This is a genomic window from Pseudoduganella violacea (assembly GCF_014191875.1).
GTDB classification, from domain to species: domain Bacteria; phylum Pseudomonadota; class Gammaproteobacteria; order Burkholderiales; family Burkholderiaceae_D; genus Rugamonas; species Rugamonas violacea_A.
The window spans coordinates 85147-106194 of the sequence record NZ_JACHXD010000001.1 but is presented as its reverse complement, the minus strand read 5'-3'; the positions used below and the strand labels follow the sequence as shown (position 1 = coordinate 106194).

Here is a 21048-nt window from a genome sequence, read left to right as displayed (position 1 = left end):
CGCCCGGCGCTGCGGCCGGACTTCAACATCGAACAAGGAAAGCATCATGAGCGGCTTGTGTGGGTGGATGGGTTACGGCGCCGGCGGCGCCGGCAAGGAAGTGGTGGATGCGATGGCCGCGCCGCTGGCGCGCTTCGACCAGTCGGCGGCGTACAGCGAAGCCGCTACGCGCAGCGCCGCTGCCGTCGTTGCGCAGGCAGGCAGCGCCCATCTGCACCGCGACGGCAGCTTGCTGGTGGCCGTGTGGGGCAGTCCCGTGCTGCGCGATGCGGCGCTGGCGCAGCAGGCCGCCTCCCAAGGCTTGGCGGCGGCCTTGGGCAACGCCTGGCGCCAGATGGGCGCGGAGCGCCTAAGCGCCGCCCTGCATGGCGCTTTCGCCATCTGCGTGCTGGATGAAGCCAGCGGCGAAGCCATGCTGGCCACCGACCGCCTCGGCACCCATCCCCTGTACTGGCAGCTGGCCGGCGAAAGCCTGCTGTTCGCCAGTTCGGCCGATGCGCTGGCGCGCCATCCTCAGGCCGGCAATGAACTCGATGCGCAAGGCCTGTACAACTACGTCTACTTCCATATGGTGCCCAGCCCCGGCACCGCCTACCGCCAGCAGCAGCGCCTGCTGCCGGGCGAATTCCTGCATTACCGCCAGGGCCGCATCGAAACCCGGCCCTACTGGCGCATGCAGTTCCAGGAAGAGGGCAAGCGCTCCTTCGCCGAGCTGCGCGAGGAATTCCTGTCCCTGCTGCGCAGCAGCGTGCGCGAGGCGGCCGGTGGCCACAAGGTCGGCGCTTTCCTCAGCGGCGGCACCGACAGCTCCACCATTGCCGGCATCCTGTGCGATGTGGGCGGCGCGCCGGCCCAGACTTACTCGATCGGCTTCGAGGCGCAGGGCTATGATGAGATGGAGTATGCGCGCATCGCCTCGCGCCATTTCGGCACCGCCCACCATGAGTACTATGTGACGCCGGACGATGTGGTATCCGCCATTCCCCAGATCGCCCAGGTCTTCGACCAGCCCTTCGGCAACGCCTCCGCCGTGCCGGCCTTTTACTGCGCCCGCATGGCGCGGGCCGACGGCATCACCCGCATGTTCGGCGGCGACGGCGGCGACGAGCTGTTTGGCGGCAATGAACGCTACGCCAAGCAGCATGTGTTCGCGCTGTATGAGCGCGTGCCGGAACTGCTGCGCAAGGCCTTGCTGGAACCGGCCGTGTTCAACTTCCCCGGCGGCGAGAGGGTGCGCCTGCTGCGCAAGGCGCGCAGTTATATCGAGCAGGCCTCGGTCGCCATGCCGGCGCGCCTGGAAACCTATAATCTGCTGGGCCGCTACGGCCCGCAGCAAGTGTTCACCGATGAATTCCTGGCCGGCGCCGACATCGGCCAGCCGCTTGCCAGCTTGAGCCGCACCTATGGCCAGAGCGAGGCGAAAAGCCTGATCAACCGCATGCTGGCGCTGGACTTGAAGATCACCCTGGCCGACAACGACCTGCCCAAGGTGATGAAGGCTTGCGAGCTGGCCGGCATGGAGGTGGCCTTCCCCTTCCTCAACGACGAGATGGTGGCCTTCTCCGCCGGCCTGACGCCGCAGCAGAAGCTCAACGGCACGCAACTGCGCTGGTTCTTCAAGGAGGCGCTGCGCGGCTTCCTGCCGGACGCCATCATCACCAAGCAGAAACACGGTTTCGGCCTGCCCTTCGGCGTCTGGCTGCAGCAGCACAAGCCCTTGCAGCAGCTGGCCAGCGACAGCCTGACCGACCTGAAAAAGCGCAAGATCGTGCGCGGCGAATTCATCGAACAGCTGGTGGGCCAGCACCTGTCCGAGCACGCGGGCTACCACGGCACCATGGTCTGGGTGCTGATGATGCTGGAGCAGTGGTTCCGCCAGCGCCCCGCGCTGCGCGTTTGAGGGGAAGGCACGATGTCCGTCCGCATCGCCGTCGTCATTCCCTACTTCCAGCGCGAAGCTGGCATCCTGGCCAAGGCCTTGCGCTCCGTGTTCGCGCAGACCGTGGCGGCCGATCTGGACATCATCGTGGTGGACGATGCCTCGCCCGTCAGCGCGCGCAGCGAACTGGCGCAGCTGCCGCCGCAGCAGGCGGCGCGCGTGCGCCTGATCGAGCAGGCCAATGCCGGCCCGGCGGCGGCGCGCAACAAGGCGCTCGACCAGGTTGCGCCCGGCACCGAATACGTCGCCTTCCTCGATTCGGACGACGAGTGGACCGAAGTCCATCTCGCCAACGCCCTGCATGCGCTGGAAGCGGGCCACGATTTCTATTTCACCGATTTCTACCAGCTCAATCAGAGCGTCAGCGCCTTTTCCCGCGCGCGCCGCATCACGCCGTCCGAACATGCGCTGCTGCCGGGCCGCAGCGAGCTGCACGTCTACCAGGGCGATATGCAGGACCAGGTCTTGAGCGGCAATGTGATCGGCACGCCCACCGTGGTGTATCGCTACGCCAGCTTCCCGCGCCTGCGCTTCCGCGAGGAGTTCGTGTATGCCGGCGAGGACTATCTGTTCTGGCTCGACCTGTCCAGCCAGACCCGGCGCATCGCCTTCTCCTCGGCCAGCGAATGCATTTGCGGCGCGGGCGTGAACATCTTCTCCGGCTCCGGCTGGGGCACGGAGAAATCGCTGATACGCCTGCACCATGAAATGAAGTACAAAAAAGCGATCGCGCGCCTGTTCCCGCTTTCCGAGCGCCAGATCGAGGACAACCGCCGCGCCGTGCGCACCCTGCGCAAAAGCTTCGTGGCCGACGTGCTGCACCGCCTCATGCATGGCAAGCCTTTCCGCGATGTGCTGCTCAAGCAGTGGCGCATCGATGCGCGCAGCGTGCTGTACTTCCTGCCGCTGGCCATTACCATCCTGCTGCGCCGTTAAAAGGACACCATGCAAGCCACGCCCTCCGCCCAGCGCCGCATCCTGATCAGCATCCTCAACTGGAATACCGCCGGCAAGACCCTGGACTGCGTTGCCAGCCTGCGGCGCCAATCGCTGCCGCCGGGCCAGCAGGCCGACATCCTCGTCATCGACAACGGTTCGGAGGCGGCCGACTATGCGCAACTGGTGCAGGGCCTGGACGCGCAGCCGGTGCAGCTGCATCGCGAAGCGGCCAACCGCGGCTTTGCCGGCGGCCATAATCTGGCCATCCGCCGCGCCCAGGAACAGGGCTATGATTTCATCTGGCTGATGAACAGTGATGCCGTGGTGGCGGGCAATGATGTGTTGGCCCACCTGCTGGAGGTGGCCGATGCCGATCCGCGCTGCGGCGCCGTCTCGCCGCTGCTGGCCGATATGGAAGACCGCAACAAGATCCATTTCTACGGCGCCTTCCACGACTGGGAACAGCGCATCAGCCGCCGTCCGCGCTCGGTCGACGATGCGCGCCGCCTGGCCGGCCAGATGCCGCTCAACCAGTGGGTGCCCGGCACCGCCGTGCTATTGCGCCTGGCGGCGCTGGCCCAGACCGGCCCGCTCGACGAGCGCATGTTTGCTTATTACGAGGACGACGAAATCGGCGCCCGCCTGGCGGCCCACGGCTGGACCAGCGCCGTCGCCTACGAGGCGAGCGTGCAGCACGCCATGCCCAAGCGCGAGACCGACCGTCCCGCCTATTATTTCTATCTGATCGCGCGCAATTACCTGATCTTTTGGCACGGCAGCACGCCGCCGGCCCACCGCAAGCTCTTGCTGCTGAAACTGCTGGACTATGCGCTGTTCGACGTCAACCGTCTGCGCCATCGCGGCTTCGAACAGCATGCGGAAGCGGCCTTGCTGGGCGTGCAGGATTTTCTGCAGCAGCGTTTCGGCCCGCCCGACCTGAAGCGGCGCGCTTCGCTGGCGCTGCGCTGCCTGCGCCTTCTGCTGTGGACCCAACATCGGCGCGTGCTGCGCCGCATGGACAGCCAGGCTTGAACGGCCGGGATTAGGCTGTGGCCGCCTGCTCCCGCGGCGCGTGGGTGGCGGCGCCGCTGCCGCTGACGGCCGCGGCGACAGGACGCGCCACTACCGCAAACTGGATAAAGCGCGTATCGGCGAAATACCCGGAGAAAAAGCGGAAGGCCAGGCGGCGCAGCAGCGAAGGCGTCCACCACGATTCGTTGATGCCCTCCAGCTTCTCGACCGCATAGCCGGCCTGCTCGAACAGGCGCGGGATGCTTTTCAGCGTGTAGAAACGCAGGTGCGTGGCGTCGCGCACGCCGGCCGGCTCGTAGCGGAAATCCTTTTCCTTCAGCATATGCACCAGATTGTCGATATGGCGCACATTCGGAATCGAGGCCACCACCACGCCGCCGGCTTTCAGCTTGGGCGCGGCGGCGCGCAGGATCACGGCCGGATCGGGCATATGTTCCAGCACGTCGTTGAAGACGATGGCGTCGAAGAAATCGTCCGGCACTTCCGCGCCGGTGAAGTAGCCGGGGATGACCTTGTCCAGGCGGCGCGCCGCGATGGCGGCCGTGGCGGGATTGGCTTCCACGCCCCACACGGTGGCGACGCCGCGCTGTTTCAGCCCCAGGCCGAAGGCGCCGGTATGGCAGCCGACATCGAGCACGCAGTGCGCGCTGGCAGGCACAAAGGCGCGCATTTCCGAACGCGGAAAGTCACCGTAAGGGGAATCGTGGGTTGCGTCAGGCATTCTCCAACCTCGCGTAAGAGCTATCGATAGGGCGCTGCAACAGCTGTCTATTTTACAATGTCCGCGCCGGCCCGCCGTAGCAAATTGCGCGCCTTGCGTTGTAAAAGTATTTATTTAGTTGATAATTTGTCAGGCGCATGCCACCATCGCCATTCCCGCTTTGCAAGTTGCTGCGGCGGCCTATGGATGAGGGAAAACGGATGCAGCACACGACCATGCCAGCGCCTGCCTTGCCGGAGTCGCGCCAAGCGAATAACTTCAACCTGATCCGGCTGGCCCTGGCCCTGCTGGTCATTGTCTCGCACACGCCGGAAATGATGGATGGCAACCGCAGCCGCGAGCTGCTGTCCATGCTCAGCGGCGGCTTCAGCTTCGGCGAATTCGCCGTCGACGGCTTCTTCCTGCTGAGCGGCTTCCTGATCCTGCAAAGCTGGGACAGCCAGCCCAGCGCCGTGCCCTATCTGCGCAAGCGCCTGCTGCGCATCGTGCCCGGCTATCTGCTGGCGGCCCTGCTGTGCGTCTTCGTGGTCGGCCCGCTGGCGGCCCCGGCCGGCTACTTCGGCGCCATCTGGCCGCGCGGCCTGGGCTGGAGCGTGCTGACCCTGGACATTCCCGCCACGCCGGCCGTGTTTGCCGGCACCCATTACGCCAGCGTCAACGGCGCGATGTGGACCATCCGCTATGAATTCCTCTGTTATCTGGTGCTGCTGGCGTTGGGCCTGGCCGGCCTGCTGCGCCGCCGCGCGCTGATGGCGGCCTTGCTGGCGGCCGTCTTGCTGCTGTACGCGGCCGCCGCCTGCGGCGCCTTGCGTCCGCTGGGCCTGGATGCCGATTGCCGCCAATTCCCCATGCTGCGCTTCCTCGCTTTCTTCGGCGCGGGCATGCTGTATTGCCGCTGGCGCGCGCAACTGCGCTTCCGGCCGCATTGGGCAGCCTTGGCGGCGGCCGTGCTGGCGTTTGGGGCCTGGCTCGGTTTGGCCGAACTTAGCCTGCTGGTGGGTGGCAGCTATCTCTTCTTCTATCTGGCCTTCCACGGCCCGTCCTGGCTGGCGCCGTGGCGCCGGCTGCCCGATATTTCCTATGGCGTCTATCTGTATGGCTGGCCGGCCGGCAAGCTGCTGCTCTGGTATGTGCCGGACCTGGGGCAATTTACCGCCACTGCGCTGGCCATGGCCCTGGCTTGCATGTGTGGGCTGTGCAGCTGGCACTTGGTGGAAAAGCCGGCACTGCGTCTGAAAACCCCGCGTCGCCCGCTGTCCGCCGCGGATACGAGTTTCGCCTAGGATATAAATCTTAAATTTTCAGAAAGTTTTGCCTGGCTATTGCCCTGTACGCTGGAGCGTGACAACATGGGCGCGTTATCTTTATTTCTATTAATGGGAACACTATGTCGCGTCGAGTGAACAAGCTGGCGGTCAGCGCCGCCCTCATGTCGGGAGTACTGCTGCTGGGTGCGGGGATGAGCGCTTGCAGCAAGGGCGAGTCGGCGGAAAAACTGCTGGCGGACGCCCGCCAGTACCAGCAAAAAGGCGATCACAAGGCCGCCCTGATCCAGCTCAAAAATGCGCTGGAAAAGAGTCCCGACCTGGCCGAAGCGCGCTTCCAGCTGGCCAGCCTGTACAACGATCTCGGCGAGCCGCTGGCGGCGGAAAAGGAAATCCGGCGCGCCATCGCGCTCAAATACCCGGCCGAGAAGACCACGCCTGTGCTGGCGCGCACCCTGCTGATGCAAGGCGAGTTCCAGAAGGTGCTGGACGAAACCGCCAACGACAAGTCGGAAGCGGTGCAGGTGCTGCGCGGCGATGCTTATCTGAGTTTGGGTGCCGACAAGGCGGCGCAGGCCGAAGAAGCGTTCCAGGCCGCGCTCAAGCTGCGTCCCAACAGCGGCGAAGCCCTGGTCGGCCTGGCGCGCGTGGCCTCTCTGCGCAAGGATCTGGACGGCGCTATTCGCTTTGGCGAGGAAGCCGTCAGCAAGGACCCGCAGAATCCCGCGGTCTGGTCCTTCAAAGGCGACCTGCTGCGCTTCCAGGACAAGCCGGCCGAAGCGCTGGCCGCCTACCAGCAAGTGGTCAAGCTCAAGCCGGACCACCGCAGCGCCCACCTGGAAATCGCCTACTTGCTGGTGGCCGACGGCAAATACGATGCGGCCCAGACCAGCCTCGACGCGGCGCGCAAGCTGACGCCGAATAATTTCATCGTGCTCTATACCCAGGCCCTGCTCGATTATTCGCGCGGCAAATACACGGCGGCCCAGGAAAACCTGCTGAAAGTGCTGCGCGTGGCGCCGAACCATATGCCGACCCTGCTGCTGGCCGGCGCGGTCGAGCTAAATACCGGTTCCGTGAAGCAGGCCGAGCAGTATCTGCGCAAATACCTCGAAGCCAATCCCGACAATGTGTACGCGCGCAAGATGCTGGCCGGCGCCCTGCTCAAAAGCGGCCAGGCGCCCGACGCGCTGAGCGTGCTCGGTCCGGCCCTGAAAGGCGAACAGCAGGATGCCAGCCTGCTGGCGCTGGCAGGCGAAACCTATATGCAGGCGCGCGATTTCGACAAGGCCACCAGCTACTTCAGCAAGGCCACCGTGCTCGATCCGCAAAAAGCCCTGCTGCGCACCTCGCTGGGCCTGAGCAAGCTGGCCCAGGGCGACAAGACCGGCGCCGTGGCCGAGATGGAGCGCGCCGCCGCCCTCGACAGCAGCTCGCTGGAAGCGGGCCTGGCCCTGCTGCGCACCGAACTGGGTCTGGAGCATTTCGATAAAGCCCTGCAGATCGCCACCGAACTGGAGAAGAAACACGGCGACCGTCCCGTGGTGCATAACACCAAGGGCGGCATCTACCTGGCCAAGAAGGATTTGCCGAAGGCGCGCGCCAGCTTCGAGAAAGCGCTGAGCCTGGACAAGACTTATCTGCCCTCGATGATCAACCTGGCCCAGATCGATTTGCAAGACCGCAAATTCGACCTGGCGCGCCAGCGCTTCGACCCGCTGCTGCAAAAAGACCCGAAAAACGTGGAAGCGATGACGGCGCTGGCGAATATCGCCGTGCTGGAAAACAAGCCCGAGGTCGCGACCAACTGGCTGATCAAGGCCGCCACCGAGAACCCGGATGCGCTGGCGCCGGCCTTGCAGCTGGCGGTCCACTATATGCGCGGCAATGAGGCCGTCAAGGCCGTCACGCTGCTGCGCAAATACCAGGTGGCCCATGCCGCCAGCCCCGAGCTGCTCGATGTGCTGGGCCAGGCGCAGCTGGCCACCAAGGACCAGGCCGGCGCGCTGGAAACCTTCAGCAAGCTGGCCAGCGTGATGCCAAAGTCGGCTGTGCCGCTCTACCGCATCGGCGTGGCCCAGCAGTTGGCCAAGAACGAGGCCGCCGCCGTGGACAGCCTGAAAAAGGCCGTCGCCCTCGACGCCGACTACCTGCCTGCTTATCAGGGCCTGATCGGCATCGCCGTGGCCAAGCGTGATTACGAGCAGGCGCTGACGCTGGCGCGCCAGGTGCAGAAACAGCAACCGAAGCAGCCGCCCGGCTATCTGTTCGAAGGTGATATCTACGAGGCGCAGCAAAAGCCGGCACAAGCCCTGGTGGCGTACGAAAAAGCGCTGACCTTGAGCCTGGGCGCGCCGAATATTTTCCTGAAAATCCACAATACCTTGCGCGCCCAGGGCAAGGAGAAGGAAGCCGCGCAGCGCCTGGCGCAATGGCGCAAGGACAAGCCGGACGACTTCGCCGTGGCCCTGCTGGAAGCGGAAGGCAATATCCGCGACAAGAATTACAAGCTGGCGGCGACCCAGCTGGAAGCGTTGCAAAAGAAAAAAGTCGACGATGTGATCGTGCTCAACAATCTGGCCTGGGTCTACCAGCAATTGAAAGACCCGCGTGCGCTGGCGGTGGCCGAACACGCGTATAAATTGCAGAGCTCCCATCCTTCCGTGGTCGACACCCTGGGCTGGTTGTTGATCGAGCAGGGCAATACCACGCGCGGCATCGAACTGTTGCGCAAGGCCATCGCCGCCGTCCCCGATGAGCGCGCCGCCGGCGAGCTGCGCTATCACCTGGCATACGGCTTGCATAAGTCTGGTGACAAAGCGGGCGCGCGCAAGGAGCTGGAGAAGCTGCTGGCGAGCGGCGCGCAATTCCCGCAACTGGAAGAGGCGCGCTCGCTGTTGAAGCAACTTTGATTTTCATTAGGAAATATAAGGCTTACTTCAAAATTAAGAGTACTTAATACGGAGCAATCTGGCCGGGCTGTTCCGTTTGAAATTGTGCTGCATTTCAATTCGAAATCGGGTACGCTCTGCTGTATCGGCCTTCACTTTTGGTAGGGGGGCGGATGGAATGGCAATGACATTCGGCTGGAAAAGGGGGGTAAAGATGTTGATCGAGAGAATACTCGGCAAGCGTGACATTCTGATCCCTTACTTCGATTTCCACGAAGCGGAGCACAACGGCAGCAATCGCGAATTGATGAACGACATCTATCGCCTGCGCTACGAAGTCTACTGCAACGAATGCAATTTTCTCGACGCGCAGCAGTATAGCGACGGGATGGAGCGGGATGAATACGATCCCTGTTCCGGCCACTTCGCCGCCTTCAACCATGACGGAGAAATCGTCGGCACCGTGAGGCTGGTCCAGCCGGAGGAGCACATGCTCTACCCGTTCGAGAGCCATTGCACGGTTTTCGACGATTTCCGGTTTCCAGAGCGCGCGAAAGCTGGGGAGATTTCCCGCCTGGTGGTGAAGAAGACGTATCGGCGGCGCCGCGGCGATACCTTGGAAGGTGTGTCCAAGGATTTCGTGCAAGGCGGCGCCAATTCGCCATCGTCGCGCTACCGCGAGCAGCGCGGCAACAGTCCACTGTTACTGCTTGGTATGTACAAGGAAATGTATAAGTACAGCCGCCGGAACGGCATCCGTTTCTGGTATGCAGCGATGGAACGCTCGCTGGCCCGGTCTCTGGACAAGATGGGCTTCAAGTTCGTGCCCATCGGGCCTGCGACGGATTACTATGGGCCGGTCACGCCCCATATCGTCGACCTCGAAGAGCTGAACGTGAGATTACAGCGCGAGAACAAGTTCCTGGCCGCCTGGTTCAACGATGAACCGATCCCCATCTGGGTGCTGGTCAAGACCTTGGTCGTCAACCGCATGATTGGCGCCCCTGGCAAGAAATAGGGGCTTAGTTGCAAAGAGTTTTATGATGGTTCAGTTTGGCCCCAAGAAGCCGGAATCCGCTCTGCCTCTCTCCCGGGAAGAGTACTCGGCATTGGCGGATGGTTCTGCAGCAAATCACAAGATTTTCCGTTCCTTCCGTGGCGGCGCCCTGGGCGCCGTCCCCCCCGAAATTTTCAAGCTGCGTTACGAGGTGTACTGCCTGGAATACGCCTTCCTGCGTCCCGAGGCGTCGAACGACGGCCTGGAGCAGGACGAGTATGAGGAATGCTCGACCCATTTTGCGGCCTATGCCAGCGATGAAACCCTGATCGGCACGGTGCGCCTGGTGCAGCCCGAGCGCGCGCAATGCTATCCGCTGGAATTGCATTGTCATTTGTTCGCCGGCCATGAAATGCCGCCGCGCCACCTGATGGCCGAGATTTCCCGTCTCATCGTGCGCAAGGGCCACCGCCGCCAGCGCGCCGATTCCCTGTATGGCGTGCCGGGCGCCGAGCGGCGCGAGCATGACAACTGGCTGCGCAATCTGGGCCGGCGCGCCCACGACCGCGAATCGCCCATGCTGCTCTTTGGCCTGTACCGCGAGATGTACCGCCACAGCCTGGCCAGCGGCATCCGCTACTGGCTGGCGGCAATGGAGCGCTCGCTGGCGCGTTCGCTGCAGAGGATGGGCTTCGCCTTCAATGCGATCGGTCCGCAAACCGACTACTACGGCGCCGTCACGCCGTATCTGCTGGACTTGCGGCGCCTGGAGCTGCACCTGGCCCAGCACAACCCGGCGCTGTCGGCCTGGTTCACCGAACCGGCCGGCAATCCGCACTACCGGCGCCACATGCCGCCGCTGCCCGAGTAAGCAGCCGCTTCAGGCGGCCGGCGCGTCGCTGCTGATGTCGATCAATTTGGTGACGTGGTTCTTGAAGCTGTGCACCACGATCTGCGGCGACTGCGGCACGGGCAGGCCGGCCAGCATATCGTGCATCATCGACACCGCCATGGCCGCCACCGTGAAGCTGCCCACCGCCAGCTGCGAGGCGGGGCAAGGGCGGCCGTCTTCCATGATGGTCAGCGCGCGCGCCACCTGTTCCACCACCTGGCGGTCGAGGTGGGCGCCGATGCGCGCCATGATCTTGCCGAACACATTCGAATAGCTGGCGTCGCCTTCCGTGGTGGCCTGGCTGACGTCGTGCGCGATGATCTCGGCCAGCGAACCGGGCGCATTGGGCGGGAAGTACAGCACGCCGGCACCCTGGCCGATGGAGAGGGCCGTGAAGATGGGCTTGCCCAGGCTGCGCGCCGAGGTGTGCAGGTGCAGGATGGCTTCCAGGTCGAGGAAGTCGATGGTGTCGAAGATGATGTCGACCATGCCCACCAACTGGGCCGCATTGCTCTTGTCCAGATTGGCGACGATGGCTTCCACTTCCGCTTCCGGATTGATGCGCAGGATATGCTTTTTCAGCGCCGCCGCCTTGGGCGTGCCGATATCGTCGAAGTCGAAGAACTGGCGGTTCAGATTATGCGCGTCCACCGTGTCGCCATCGATCAGCACGAATTTGCGGAAGCCCATGCGGGCGGCGCAGATGGCGGTGGAGCTGCCCAGGCCATTGCCGGCGATCAGCAGGCTGCTGTCCTTGATTTTCGCCTGGGTGGCGGGACTGACATAACCTTCATTGCGGGTGACAAAGGTGTCGTAGTTGAAAACCGTAGCCATGATGACCTCGCTCGCCGGTTAGGAAATGGCTTACAGGATATAGCAATTTCAAACAGCCCCGTCATTAAATTCGCCAATGTCGGGAATCTTTACAGTAAGAACAAGGCGCGCCGCTTTCTTGTTGCCATGCGGACTGTAAACCGCGTCAATTCAAGGCTTCTGTCCTAGTCATTTTCCTATTTGTCAGTCCGGCAAGGGCTGTAGCGGCCACAGCCGGCAGACGGTGTCGGCTTTCTTTACAGCCGTGTTTGAAAGTGAGTCGGCGGCCGTGCCGCAGGCCGTCGGAAATGCGGCCAGCTCCCTCGGAAAACCCTGAATCGCAGCAAAGTGGCATGCGGCTTGCTTAATGGATGCTGACGCTAGACAGACGGCGCTCTCAACAAAAATGGAGATCCACAAAATGTCACTCAAGAAACTACTTGTCGCATCGTCCTTGGCCTTCGCTGCAATGGGCGCCTCTGCAACCACCCTGGATGCGCTGACCGGCAACCTGAATATCAAGCTGGTGGGTTTGACCACGGAAACCAATCTCTGGGCCGGCACCAATGAAAGCACCTGGGGCATCGGTTCGATCACCCAGATCCAGGGCGTCGGCGGCCAGAACTGGAACTACGGCACCTCCGACGGCACCTATCTGTACTACATGCTGTACGGCGTGGCCGACCAGAATATCGTGGCCAATTCCGGCGGCACCTTCGACATCTATAACGTGGGCGCGACCGGCGGCATCGGCGACGGCAAGATCCACCTGGATGTGTACCGCAGCAATGTGGACCTGCTGGCCCTGAACTCGAACTACAATGCAGCGCCGGGCGGCCGCACCGCTTACGATATGCACTCGCTGCTGTCGGGCTTTGGCCCGGCCTACCTGAAGCTGGAATTCGGCGTCGGCAAGCAAACCCTGAACGTGGCCGGCGGTACCGATCCAACGGCCGATGAAACCCTGGCCACCATGGTGCAGCAGACTTCGGGCGTGACCCTGCCGACCGACGGCAAAGGTTCCTTCTTCGCCGACGTGGCAGGCGGCACCGCGGCCTCGCAATGGGATACCAACGGCCTCTTCGGTCACGACCTGGACGGTAAATTCACGCTGAGCGTGAACGGCGCCGACCTCGGCTCCGGTACTTGCACCGCCGCCGAAGTCAATAACGGCACCTGCTTTGCCGGTTTCATCAACGATCCGATCCGCGCCATCAAAGTGCCTGAGCCTGCATCGCTGGCCCTGGTCGGTCTGGGTCTGGCAGGTTTGGCCGGGCTGCGCCGCCGCAAACAATAAGACTCTCGCAGCACACACTAACTGCCCGGCTTGCCGGGCAGTTTTTTTGCGGGGCCGTGATGCCGGTTCAGCGCGGCTTGCGCGCGCCGACCGTCTGCAGGAAGCCGGCGGCCAGGCCGGCGCGGTAGGGGTGGCTGGCGGGACGGTAGAGACGGGCGATCTTTTGCACATAGTCGCGCGTTTCGGCATAGGGCGGCACGCCGCCATAACTGGCCACGGCTTTTTCGCCGGCATTGTAGGCCGCCGCCACCAGTTGCACATTGCCTTCGAAGCAGGCCAGCAGCCATTGCAGATATGCCAGGCCGCCGCGGATATTCGCTTCCGGGTCGAAAGTATCCTTGACGCGGAAGCGTTGCGCCGTTTCCGGGATCAGCTGCATCAAGCCCTGGGCGTTCTTGGGCGAGACGGCTTTCGCGTTGAAGCCCGATTCGACCGCGATCACCGCCATCGCGAAGTGCGGATCGATGTCGAACTGCGGCGCCAGCCGGTCCACCAGCAGGCGTACGCTGCGGCTGGCCGCCACATACTCCGGCTCCGGTTCGAAATCGACCAGCAGCGGCGGATCGGGCGCCATGCAGTCGGGCAGGGCGGCGCCCGCCAGCGGCGGGGTCAGCGCGAGCATATTGCGCGCCTGGGCATGGCCCTGTTCCGCCGCCAGCGCGAACAGGCGGCCGGCCGTGGCGTCGCTGCGCGCCACGCCACGGCCATTGGCGTACATCCAGCCCAGCGCATACTGGGCTTCCGGCGCGCCGAGCCGGGCGGCGCGGCAATACAGCGTGGCCGCCTGCGGCAGATCGCGCGGCATGCCTTCGCCGTGTTCATGGCGCACCGCCTGCTCGGTCAGCACTTGCGCATTCTGGGCGCAGGCGGCCGCCGCGCCGAGTAGACCCAGCAAGAAGGACAGGGGAGGAATGCGGCGGACAGGCATGATGCGGCTCAGTGCAGAGCGCCATCCTCGCGGCGCGCGGCGCGCTCGCTGTGGCGTTGCAGATTGCTGTTCAACTGGGTGATGATTTCCGACGCGGCCTGCACGATCTGGGCGGAATCGAAACCGGCCCGTGTCATCTCCTTGAAGAAGGACTTGGCCAGGATGCGCGCGATCTGGTCGGGGTGCTGGTAGGCCGTGATGCCGCTGTCTTCGACTTTGCCGCGCACATCCTGCAGCATGGCCAGCTGGGTGAAGCGCGAGTTGAGGATGCTTTGCAGCTGCTGCACCTGGATCGATTTGCCGATGAACAGGGCGATCACATCGAGCAGGTGCAGGTCGACCGAGCTGAAGCAGGCCTTGGCCTGGCTGCAGCTTGCATTGAGCATGCCGACCACCTTGGCGTCGATGCGGATCGGCGCCAGCATCAGGCTGCGGCGCGGATCGCTGGCGCGGCGCGCCAGGTGGGCGAACTGGGAATTGGCGATGTCTTCCACCAGCAGCGAGCGGCCGCTGGCCAGCACGTGGCCGGCAATGCCTTCGCCGCGGCCCACCTTCACTTGCAGGGCAGCCGGCGGCAGCGGGCCGTGGCTGGCGCACACGCTCATGCGCATCTCGTCGCCGTCGCCTTCGTTCAGCAGCATCACCGAGCAGGTTTCGGCGCCGACCAGGGCGGCCGTCATCGCCGCTTGCTCATTGAGGTTGTCGTTGAGCGAGCCGCTGGCCAGGAACTGCGACATGTCCTGCAGCTTGATCAACAGGTTTTCGGTTTGATTCATGGCGGCCGCCTTGCACAAAATCCGTGCACCTATTGTAGCAAGCCCTGCTTGCCGCATCGTTGTATTTGCGTAGGCGGCGCTGTGGTTTTTCCACCCGTGTTCAGGCCGGCGCCGCTGCCCGCGGCGAGAGGAAAGCCTTGTGGAATAAATGGCGCGCCAGCAGCAGCGGCGGCATGCGCAGCCAATTGGCGCGGATGTACAGCAGGAAGCGCGCGGCCGGCGTGTACGCATCCTGGCAGCTGGCGTGGTCGGGCAGCAGAGCGCGCGCGAACAGCGCATCCATCAGGGCCAGCAGGGCGGCGCCGGGACGGCCGCTGTCGCAGGCGGCGCTGGCGCTGGCCGGCACCGGCGTCGCCAGCAGGCGCTGGCAGTAGCGCAGCGCGTAGAACAAGGGCCGCTGCAGATGCAGCTGCACGGCGCGCTGCGCCAGCCCATCCCAGAAGCCGGGCTGGGCGCCGAAGTGCAGCAGCAGGCCGTGGATGTCGGCCAGGTCGCGCAAGCCGTTATTCAGTTCGCCATCATGGAATAAATGCGTGGCGCTGTGCAGCACCATATCGGCCGGGGCGAAGGTCAGCAAGCCATCGTCGTCTGGCAGCGCCACGGCGGCGGCGCGCAGCAGGCGCGGATCGGGCTGCAGCACCGCCGTGCGCGGCAGGATGGCGTGATGCACATCGATCAGACTCTCGCGCCGCATATGCTGCATGGGCGGCAGCTCGTGCATCCATTCGCGGTAGTAGCGCTGGTCGTAGGCGTCGTGGTGGGTGCTGGCCCAGCCGGCCAGCATCAGCGCCGCTTCCACCTGGTCCAGATCGCTTTCCGCCACCAGGATATCGATGTCGGAGAACAGCCGGCCCTGGGCCGGCGGCAGGCCGGCCAGCGTGTAGGCCGCGCCCTTGAGCAGGATGATGGGGATGCCGAGGTCGCGCAGCGCCAGGCGGATGCGTCGCACTTCCCAGCGCACGGCCTGGCGGTGGCGTTCGCCGAGCACACTGGCCCAATCGAGTTGCTCGCGCGCGGCGGCCGGAATCGCCGCCAGCAGGCCGCGCGCCTGCAGCAGCGCGTGCAGGGCCGCCATCAGGTTGGCGCTGCCGGCCTGGCGCAGCAGCAGATCCCAGTCGGCCGGCGTCAGCGCGCCCGCCTGTTCGGGATGGCTCAAGACTTTCAGCAGCAGGGGCGGGGCGGGCGGCAAGGTGGTCGGGGCTTAAAGGGGCGGTGGCGGCAGCCGGTCGAAAGCGTCCAGCGCTTCGTCCAGCACACTGTAGCGGAAATTGTAGCCCAGGCTGCGGTCGACCAGGCCGCCCAGCGCCGTGAAGCCGTGCGCACCCAGCAGGCTGTAGTTGAAGCAGTTCTGCGCCAGCAGCATGAAGGCGTGGGCCGGCGTCAGCGCTTCCAGCGTGGTGGCGGCGCCGGCCTCGTAGCGCGGGAATACCACCCAGGCCGGCCGCGCCGTCTCGCCGCTGCGCGCAATGCTGGCGGCCGGCGCGCGCATATGCGCCACCGTGCCTTTTACGGTATCGGTCACGGGGCGGCTCATGACGGCCTGCGGCACATAGCGCGCGATGATGTCGATCGAGGCATTCTTCAAGCTGACGGGGCGCGGCAGCGGATGCAGCAAGCCATCGTCCAGGCGCAGCAGGGTCAGCTCGTCCGACAGCAGGCGCCAGCCGCCCCGGCCCACCAGCGCCGCGCACAAGGTGCTCTTGCCGGAGCCGGGCGGCGCCGGCAGGATCAGGGCGCGCCCGCCTTTCTCGACCACGGCGGCGTGCACGATCAGGTAGCGGTTGGCGCGGCTCGACACGCACCAGTTCAGTCCCCACTCGAACATGGGGAAGGCCTGGTCCAGCGGCAGCGGCTTGAAGATCGAACGGCGGTCGTACAGCAGCTTGACCTGGGGCTTGATCCAGCGCCGCGCGTTGAGCGGGCGCACCAGCTGCAGATGGAAATCGGCGAAGTCGTGCGCCGCCAGCAGCGGATAGTCGGCATACAGCAGGGCGATGCCCTCGGCCAGGCTGGGGATGGCGCTGCGCAGGCAGGTGGTGAAGGCGCCGGTGCGCAGGCGGATGCCGCCGCCGGCCAGTTGCGCGGCGAGTTCGGCGCGCGTCAGGGAGCCGACGCTCAGCATGGTTCGACCAGATCGAGTTCCTGCAGATCGGCCAGCAGGTCGGCGGCGTCTTCGGCCGCGGGCAGGGACAGGCGCCGCGCCAGCGCCGCCGCGTCGGCCTCCGCTTCGCGCAAGGCCAGCAGCAGCGCCATGGCGGCGGCCGTGAGCAGATGGGTGTCGCCGGACAGGCTGTTGTAGACCACGTATTCCCCGTCCCAGCCACGGTGCAGCAGGGTCTGGCCGGGCGCCAGTCGCCAGCGCTGGGCCATCATCAGTACATCGTGCCCCGCAGGTATTCGGCGATCTTGTCGCTATACCACTTCACGCCGGCCGTGGGCTGGTAATAGCCCTTGCTCTGGAATTCGCTCCAGATTTTTTTCAGCATCTCTTCGGTGAGGAAGGTGGACAGGCCGGCCTTCACATTCAGCCAGGCCGCGGTCAGGTAGGCGCCGACATAGTTTTGCGGGTAGTCGTAGGACTGGCCCTTGAGCATATTCATCATCGTGCTGGTGCCATAGGTCTTGCTGTTGGCGTAGTTGCAGCTGAAGATGTTGGAAAACTTCTTGCTCGAGGTGCCGCTGGGCCAGGTGTGGGTGGTCCAGTAGCTCGGCACGCGGCCGGCGCAGACCGGCTTCGGCCCGCGGTAGCTTTGCAGGCCGCCGGACAGCGAGCCGGACGGCGTGGTGCAGATTTCGCAGGCCATGCCGGGGGTGCTGTTAATGGTCAGCAGGACGCCGGTGGCGGCGAGGCCGGCCTTGCCGAGCCGGCGGCGCGCCACGCCATGCGGCGGCAGTGGGGTGGAGGCGGTGTCCGCGGCCTGGGGCAGGCCGGACGCTCCATCTTGCTGTTCTCGCTTAGACACGACAATTCCTCACAAAAAACCGACCATTCACTCAGCAACTCAATGCTCTGGAATGAAGCAATTACCATTCCAATAGTCACTCGGCAACTCTACCTTGTTATAAATCAAGGGCTTAGCATCAGGCCGCTGGCTAAATCTGGCAGCGGCCTTTGCGCGAGATCAAAAACTGTAAGATTCCTCGACATTGTACGAAAGTAAGTTCACGACGTCAGAAGAAACTCTCCGGCACCACCAAAATGTCGCCGGGACGCATCGGAACATTGGCGGAGATGTCACCGTTCTTGATCAAGTCGTCCAGCCGGACCTTGAACTGTTGCTGTTTGCCGTCAACTTTACGGATGATACTGGCCTTGTTGCCGGACGCGAACTCGGTCACGCCGCCCACGGCGATCAGCACGTCCATCAGCGACATATCGCGGCGGTAAGGCAGCGATTGCGGCCGCGCCGCCTGGCCGATCACGCGGATCTGCTCGTTATACGTGCCGACGAAGCCGGTCACGATCACCGTCACCACCGGCTGCTGGATATATTTGGCCAGGGCCTTCTCGATATCGCGCGCCAGCTGGGTCGAGGTCTTGCCGCTCGCTTCCAGGTCTTCCACCAGCGGCGTGGTGATCTTGCCGTCGGGCCGCACTGGCACCGAGCCCGACACTTCCGGATTGCGCCACACCGTGATGTTCACATTGTCGCCCGGCCCGATCAGGTAATCGGCTTCCGGCGTGGGGCCGGCGTCGGTCAGCGGCGGGTGGGAGGTGGCGCAGCCGCTCAGCGCCAGGGCGCCCAGCAGCAGGGTGGCAGCGGACAGCCATTTGCTCAGTTTGAGGTGCAGAGTATTCACGTCAATCTCCTTGTTAATCCCGCGCAGCCGGGCAAGCCAAAATATTATTGTACGGAAAGAAAAACTTACGATTTGGACGGCTGAAGTATTTTAATTTTGGCAAGTATATTGTATATCGGATAGGTCTCCTGATGAGCTTGCGTGTTGCGATTTATTTGCCGCCGGGCTTTCCATTTAACAATTGCTGCACATACACGGCCGGGATGGCGTAGCTGATGCCGCTGGGATTGCTGATGGCGTTTTCCTTCAAGCCTTTGACGAAGCCCATATTAATGACGGCATACACTGTGCCGCTTTCCGGGTCGTACACCGGGCTGCCGCTATTGCCGGGATAGGCCGTGCCGTCGAGCTGGAAAATATGGAAGGGCGCGCGCTGCAGCTGGGCGATCAGGCGCGCGTCGAGGCGGCTCGAATTCAAGGGCGGCAAGACCATGGGCGTGATGGCCGACAGCGTGGCGCGGTGGGTGACGCGGTTCAAGCCCAGTGTCATGCCGAGCGGGAAGCCGGTAAACGCCAACGCCTGGCCTTCGGCCAGGCTGTCCGACGGCCCCAGTTGCAGGGCCGGCAGGGGGGCGCCGCTCAGGCGCAGATGCACCAGATCGTGCTCGCGGTCGACCGCGCTGACGGTGACGGGACGGAACTCCAGCTTGTCGCCCGTGCCGGTGACGATGCCCAGGGTTTCCTTGCGCTCGATATCGAGAATGTCGGGAATGGCGTGGGCGTTGCTGATCACCGACAGGCCGTCGCCGACCACAAAACCGGTGGCGACAAAGGCGATAGCCGGGCTGCGCGTGCGTATATAGGTGCCGACCCCCACCACCGAGGGCTTGATGCTGGCAATTACATGCGGAAAGTCGGTGGCGCGCGCCGGCGGCGCCATGCCCGCTAGGGGGGCGGCCAGCAAGGCGGCGCCGACCAGCAGCAGCGTTCGCCGCGTGCCAGTACACGGGAAAGAGCGTAGGATTTTCATGGGCACACGATAGCAGATTTTTTATCTAATTCTATGCATGGCGGGCTTTGCATCAATATAATTGATATTGCCTATTGGGAAATAATATTCCTGCTGTCTGTAGAATGCAACGCAGGCTGTGAAAGGCTTAATTCGAACAGGAAATTAATATCAACGAGCAAGGCTTTCTGCGGTATGATAGAGCTGATCGATGCAATTTAAGCAATAATCAGCTTGTGTTTTTCGGCGCATCACACCTTTCCCGCAGGTAATTGAAATGGCAGAACTGACAGCCCTGATCCTCACTTTCCTGAAAGCGATCGGCAAGTATCGCTGGTATGCGGTGATTATTACCTGGACGGTGGCGATCGTCGGCTGGGCCGTGGTGTACCGCCTGCCCAACGATTACCAGGCGTCGGCCCGCGTCTACGTCGATACCCAGAGCATCCTCAAGCCGCTGCTGGCGAATATGACGACCATGCCCAATGTCGACCAGCAGGTGCTGTTCATGCGCCGCACCCTGATCAGCCGCCCGAATGTGGAGCGCGTGATGCGCATGGTCGATCTCGACATCAAGGCCAAGACCGTCAACGAGCATGAAAAACTGGTCGATGAGCTGATGGCCCAGATCAAGGTCGGCGGCACCGAGCGCGACGACATTTACACCATTTCCTACAATAATCCGAATCCCAAGCTGGGCAAGGATGTGGTGCAGTCCCTGCTCACCATCTTCGTCGAGGGCAGCTTCGGCAGCAAGAAGCAGGATTCGGAAAAAGCCGTGCAATTCATCGACGACCAGATCAAGAGCTATGAGGAAAAGCTGGCCGGCGCCGAGAACGCGCTCAAGGAATTCAAGCTCAAGTACATGGGCCTGCTGCCGCGCCAGGGCGGCGACTTCACGTCCAGCGTGGGCGAGCTGTCCGACAAGCTGAGCCAGGCGCGCCTGGAGCTGCTGGAAGCGGAGCAGGCGCGCAATGCCATCAAGCGCCAGATCGCCGGCGAGGACATGGCGCCGGTGTCGGCCGCCGAGCGCGAGGTCGTCAATCCGGAAATCGATGGCCGCATCTCGACGCTGAACAAGCAGCTCGACCAGCTGCGCATGCAGTTCACCGAAGAGCACCCCGACATCCTGTCGACCAAGCGCCTGATCGCCCAGCTCGAAACGCGCAAGAAGGATGAGGCCAAGAAGAGCCGCAGCAGCGGCGACCCGGGCGCCAACTACAGCCCCATGCTGCAGCAGATGAATGTGGCGCTGTCGGTGGAAGAGGCGCGCATCGCCTCGCTCAAGGCGCGCGTCGGCGAGTACAGTTCGCGGCTCGAACGCATGCGCTCGCAAAGCAGCCTGGCGCCGGAAGTGGAGGCGCAACTGGCCCAGCTCAACCGCGATTACGCCATCAACAAGGATAACTACGAGAAGCTGGTGGGCCGGCGCGAAGCGGCCAAGCTGTCCGGCGACTTGAGCACGGCGACCGATATGCTGACCTTCCGCGTCATCGATCCGCCCACCGCGCCGATCACGCCGGCCGGGCCGAACCGGCCGCGCCTGTATTCCCTGGTCTTCGTCGGCGCCTTGCTGGCCGGCCTCGGCGTGGCCCTGCTGCTGAGCCAAGTGCGGCCCACCTTCCTCAGCCAGAGCAGCCTGCGCGAAGTGACCGGCATGCCCATTCTCGGCACCATCGGCATGAATTGGACCGCGCAGCAGAAAGTGATGCGCAAGCGCCGCCTGTATGCGTTCGGCCTGTCCGTCTTCACCTTATTCACCGCTTATGGCGGCGTGCTGGCCGCGGCCCTGCTCCGTCCGCTGTAAG

General features: G+C 63.9%; 19 protein-coding genes. 9 read left to right on the top strand and 10 right to left on the bottom strand.

What is annotated here, in order from left to right; all coding sequences use genetic code 11:
• The first annotated feature begins 46 nt into the window (after positions 1–46).
• From FHS03_RS00495 to FHS03_RS00485, 3 genes are read left to right on the top strand one after another with little or no spacing between them, the layout of a single operon-like run.
• A complete protein-coding gene (locus FHS03_RS00495) occupies positions 47–1900 on the top strand; it encodes an asparagine synthetase B family protein (protein WP_183439081.1) in 1854 nt (617 codons plus the stop codon).
• 12 nt (positions 1901–1912) lie between these two features.
• Positions 1913–2875 (top strand): glycosyltransferase family 2 protein, encoded by a 963-nt coding sequence (locus FHS03_RS00490; protein ID WP_183439080.1) that lies wholly within the window; start codon positions 1913–1915, stop codon positions 2873–2875.
• 9 nt (positions 2876–2884) lie between these two features.
• The gene (locus tag FHS03_RS00485) at positions 2885–3910 is read left to right on the top strand and encodes a glycosyltransferase (protein ID WP_183439079.1); all 1026 of its coding nucleotides are present in this window, start codon (positions 2885–2887) and stop codon (positions 3908–3910) included.
• A 10-nt stretch (positions 3911–3920) separates the two neighbouring features.
• Here the strand turns inward: FHS03_RS00485 and FHS03_RS00480 are convergent, their stop codons facing one another.
• Positions 3921–4631 (bottom strand): class I SAM-dependent methyltransferase, encoded by a 711-nt coding sequence (locus FHS03_RS00480; protein ID WP_183439078.1) that lies wholly within the window; start codon positions 4629–4631, stop codon positions 3921–3923.
• 200 nt (positions 4632–4831) lie between these two features.
• On the opposite strand from FHS03_RS00480, the gene FHS03_RS00475 reads away from it, so the two are divergent.
• The 4 genes from FHS03_RS00475 to FHS03_RS00460 all read left to right on the top strand — a co-directional run bounded on the left by FHS03_RS00475 (position 4832) and on the right by FHS03_RS00460 (position 10655).
• Positions 4832–5914 carry an acyltransferase family protein gene (locus FHS03_RS00475; protein WP_183439077.1) on the top strand — a complete coding sequence of 361 codons (1083 nt, stop codon included), beginning with the start codon at positions 4832–4834 and terminating at the stop codon, positions 5912–5914.
• 104 nt (positions 5915–6018) lie between these two features.
• Positions 6019–8808, top strand: a complete 2790-nt coding sequence (prsT, locus tag FHS03_RS00470; protein WP_183439076.1) for an XrtA/PEP-CTERM system TPR-repeat protein PrsT — start codon at positions 6019–6021, stop codon at positions 8806–8808.
• A gap of 157 nt (positions 8809–8965) precedes the next feature.
• On the top strand, positions 8966–9805 hold the full coding sequence (locus FHS03_RS00465; protein WP_229426002.1) for a PEP-CTERM/exosortase system-associated acyltransferase: 840 nt from the start codon (positions 8966–8968) through the stop codon (positions 9803–9805).
• Between the two features lie 91 nt (positions 9806–9896).
• On the top strand, positions 9897–10655 hold the full coding sequence (locus FHS03_RS00460) for a PEP-CTERM/exosortase system-associated acyltransferase (RefSeq protein WP_229426001.1): 759 nt from the start codon (positions 9897–9899) through the stop codon (positions 10653–10655).
• Between the two features lie 9 nt (positions 10656–10664).
• Here FHS03_RS00460 and FHS03_RS00455 read toward each other — a convergent pair whose 3' ends face one another.
• Positions 10665–11510, bottom strand: a complete 846-nt coding sequence (locus FHS03_RS00455) for a HesA/MoeB/ThiF family protein (protein ID WP_183439075.1) — start codon at positions 11508–11510, stop codon at positions 10665–10667.
• Between the two features lie 400 nt (positions 11511–11910).
• Between FHS03_RS00455 and FHS03_RS27880 the strand changes: the two genes are divergently transcribed.
• A complete protein-coding gene (locus tag FHS03_RS27880) occupies positions 11911–12786 on the top strand; it encodes a PEP-CTERM sorting domain-containing protein (RefSeq protein ID WP_221208002.1) in 876 nt (291 codons plus the stop codon).
• Between the two features lie 67 nt (positions 12787–12853).
• Here FHS03_RS27880 and FHS03_RS00445 read toward each other — a convergent pair whose 3' ends face one another.
• The 8 genes from FHS03_RS00445 to FHS03_RS00410 all read right to left on the bottom strand — a co-directional run bounded on the left by FHS03_RS00445 (position 12854) and on the right by FHS03_RS00410 (position 19261).
• A complete protein-coding gene (locus FHS03_RS00445; protein WP_183439074.1) occupies positions 12854–13714 on the bottom strand; it encodes a lytic transglycosylase domain-containing protein in 861 nt (286 codons plus the stop codon).
• An 8-nt stretch (positions 13715–13722) separates the two neighbouring features.
• On the bottom strand, positions 13723–14490 hold the full coding sequence (locus tag FHS03_RS00440) for a GAF domain-containing protein (protein ID WP_183439073.1): 768 nt from the start codon (positions 14488–14490) through the stop codon (positions 13723–13725).
• Positions 14491–14590: 100 nt separating this feature from the next.
• On the bottom strand, positions 14591–15679 hold the full coding sequence (locus FHS03_RS00435; protein ID WP_183439072.1) for a nucleotidyltransferase domain-containing protein: 1089 nt from the start codon (positions 15677–15679) through the stop codon (positions 14591–14593).
• A gap of 12 nt (positions 15680–15691) precedes the next feature.
• Positions 15692–16612 (bottom strand): HprK-related kinase A, encoded by a 921-nt coding sequence (locus tag FHS03_RS00430; protein WP_183439071.1) that lies wholly within the window; start codon positions 16610–16612, stop codon positions 15692–15694.
• Positions 16606–16863, bottom strand: coding sequence for an HPr-rel-A system PqqD family peptide chaperone (locus FHS03_RS00425; RefSeq protein WP_221208001.1), 258 nt, complete (start codon positions 16861–16863; stop codon positions 16606–16608). Before FHS03_RS00425 ends, FHS03_RS00430 begins: the two co-directional genes overlap by 7 nt.
• Positions 16863–17453, bottom strand: a complete 591-nt coding sequence (locus tag FHS03_RS00420; RefSeq protein WP_183439070.1) for a hypothetical protein — start codon at positions 17451–17453, stop codon at positions 16863–16865. Before FHS03_RS00420 ends, FHS03_RS00425 begins: the two co-directional genes overlap by 1 nt.
• Before the next feature lie 208 nt (positions 17454–17661).
• Positions 17662–18282: an XrtA/PEP-CTERM system exopolysaccharide export protein gene (locus FHS03_RS00415; RefSeq protein WP_221208017.1), complete on the bottom strand. Its 621-nt coding sequence runs from the start codon at positions 18280–18282 to the stop codon at positions 17662–17664.
• A gap of 160 nt (positions 18283–18442) precedes the next feature.
• On the bottom strand, positions 18443–19261 hold the full coding sequence (locus FHS03_RS00410; protein ID WP_229426000.1) for a S1 family peptidase: 819 nt from the start codon (positions 19259–19261) through the stop codon (positions 18443–18445).
• A gap of 256 nt (positions 19262–19517) precedes the next feature.
• Here FHS03_RS00410 and FHS03_RS00405 point away from each other — a divergent pair, with 256 nt between their 5' ends.
• The gene (locus FHS03_RS00405) at positions 19518–21047 is read left to right on the top strand and encodes an XrtA system polysaccharide chain length determinant (RefSeq protein WP_183439068.1); all 1530 of its coding nucleotides are present in this window, start codon (positions 19518–19520) and stop codon (positions 21045–21047) included.
• Position 21048: the final 1 nt, after the last annotated feature.

Bases quoted from the DNA above. Each gene is read 5' to 3' on its own strand.
- FHS03_RS00495 (WP_183439081.1), top strand. From the start codon at position 47: ATGAGCGGCTTGTGTGGGTGGATGGGTTACGGCGCCGGCGGCGCCGGC.
- FHS03_RS00490 (WP_183439080.1), top strand. From the start codon at position 1,913: ATGTCCGTCCGCATCGCCGTCGTCATTCCCTACTTCCAGCGCGAAGCT.
- FHS03_RS00485 (WP_183439079.1), top strand. From the start codon at position 2,885: ATGCAAGCCACGCCCTCCGCCCAGCGCCGCATCCTGATCAGCATCCTC.
- FHS03_RS00480 (WP_183439078.1), bottom strand. From the start codon at position 4,631: ATGCCTGACGCAACCCACGATTCCCCTTACGGTGACTTTCCGCGTTCG.
- FHS03_RS00475 (WP_183439077.1), top strand. From the start codon at position 4,832: ATGCAGCACACGACCATGCCAGCGCCTGCCTTGCCGGAGTCGCGCCAA.
- prsT (WP_183439076.1), top strand. From the start codon at position 6,019: ATGTCGCGTCGAGTGAACAAGCTGGCGGTCAGCGCCGCCCTCATGTCG.
- FHS03_RS00465 (WP_229426002.1), top strand. From the start codon at position 8,966: ATGGCAATGACATTCGGCTGGAAAAGGGGGGTAAAGATGTTGATCGAG.
- FHS03_RS00455 (WP_183439075.1), bottom strand. From the start codon at position 11,510: ATGGCTACGGTTTTCAACTACGACACCTTTGTCACCCGCAATGAAGGT.
- FHS03_RS27880 (WP_221208002.1), top strand. From the start codon at position 11,911: ATGTCACTCAAGAAACTACTTGTCGCATCGTCCTTGGCCTTCGCTGCA.
- FHS03_RS00445 (WP_183439074.1), bottom strand. From the start codon at position 13,714: ATGCCTGTCCGCCGCATTCCTCCCCTGTCCTTCTTGCTGGGTCTACTC.
- FHS03_RS00440 (WP_183439073.1), bottom strand. From the start codon at position 14,490: ATGAATCAAACCGAAAACCTGTTGATCAAGCTGCAGGACATGTCGCAG.
- FHS03_RS00430 (WP_183439071.1), bottom strand. From the start codon at position 16,612: ATGCTGAGCGTCGGCTCCCTGACGCGCGCCGAACTCGCCGCGCAACTG.
- FHS03_RS00425 (WP_221208001.1), bottom strand. From the start codon at position 16,863: ATGATGGCCCAGCGCTGGCGACTGGCGCCCGGCCAGACCCTGCTGCAC.
- FHS03_RS00410 (WP_229426000.1), bottom strand. From the start codon at position 19,261: ATGAAAATCCTACGCTCTTTCCCGTGTACTGGCACGCGGCGAACGCTG.
- FHS03_RS00405 (WP_183439068.1), top strand. From the start codon at position 19,518: ATGGCAGAACTGACAGCCCTGATCCTCACTTTCCTGAAAGCGATCGGC.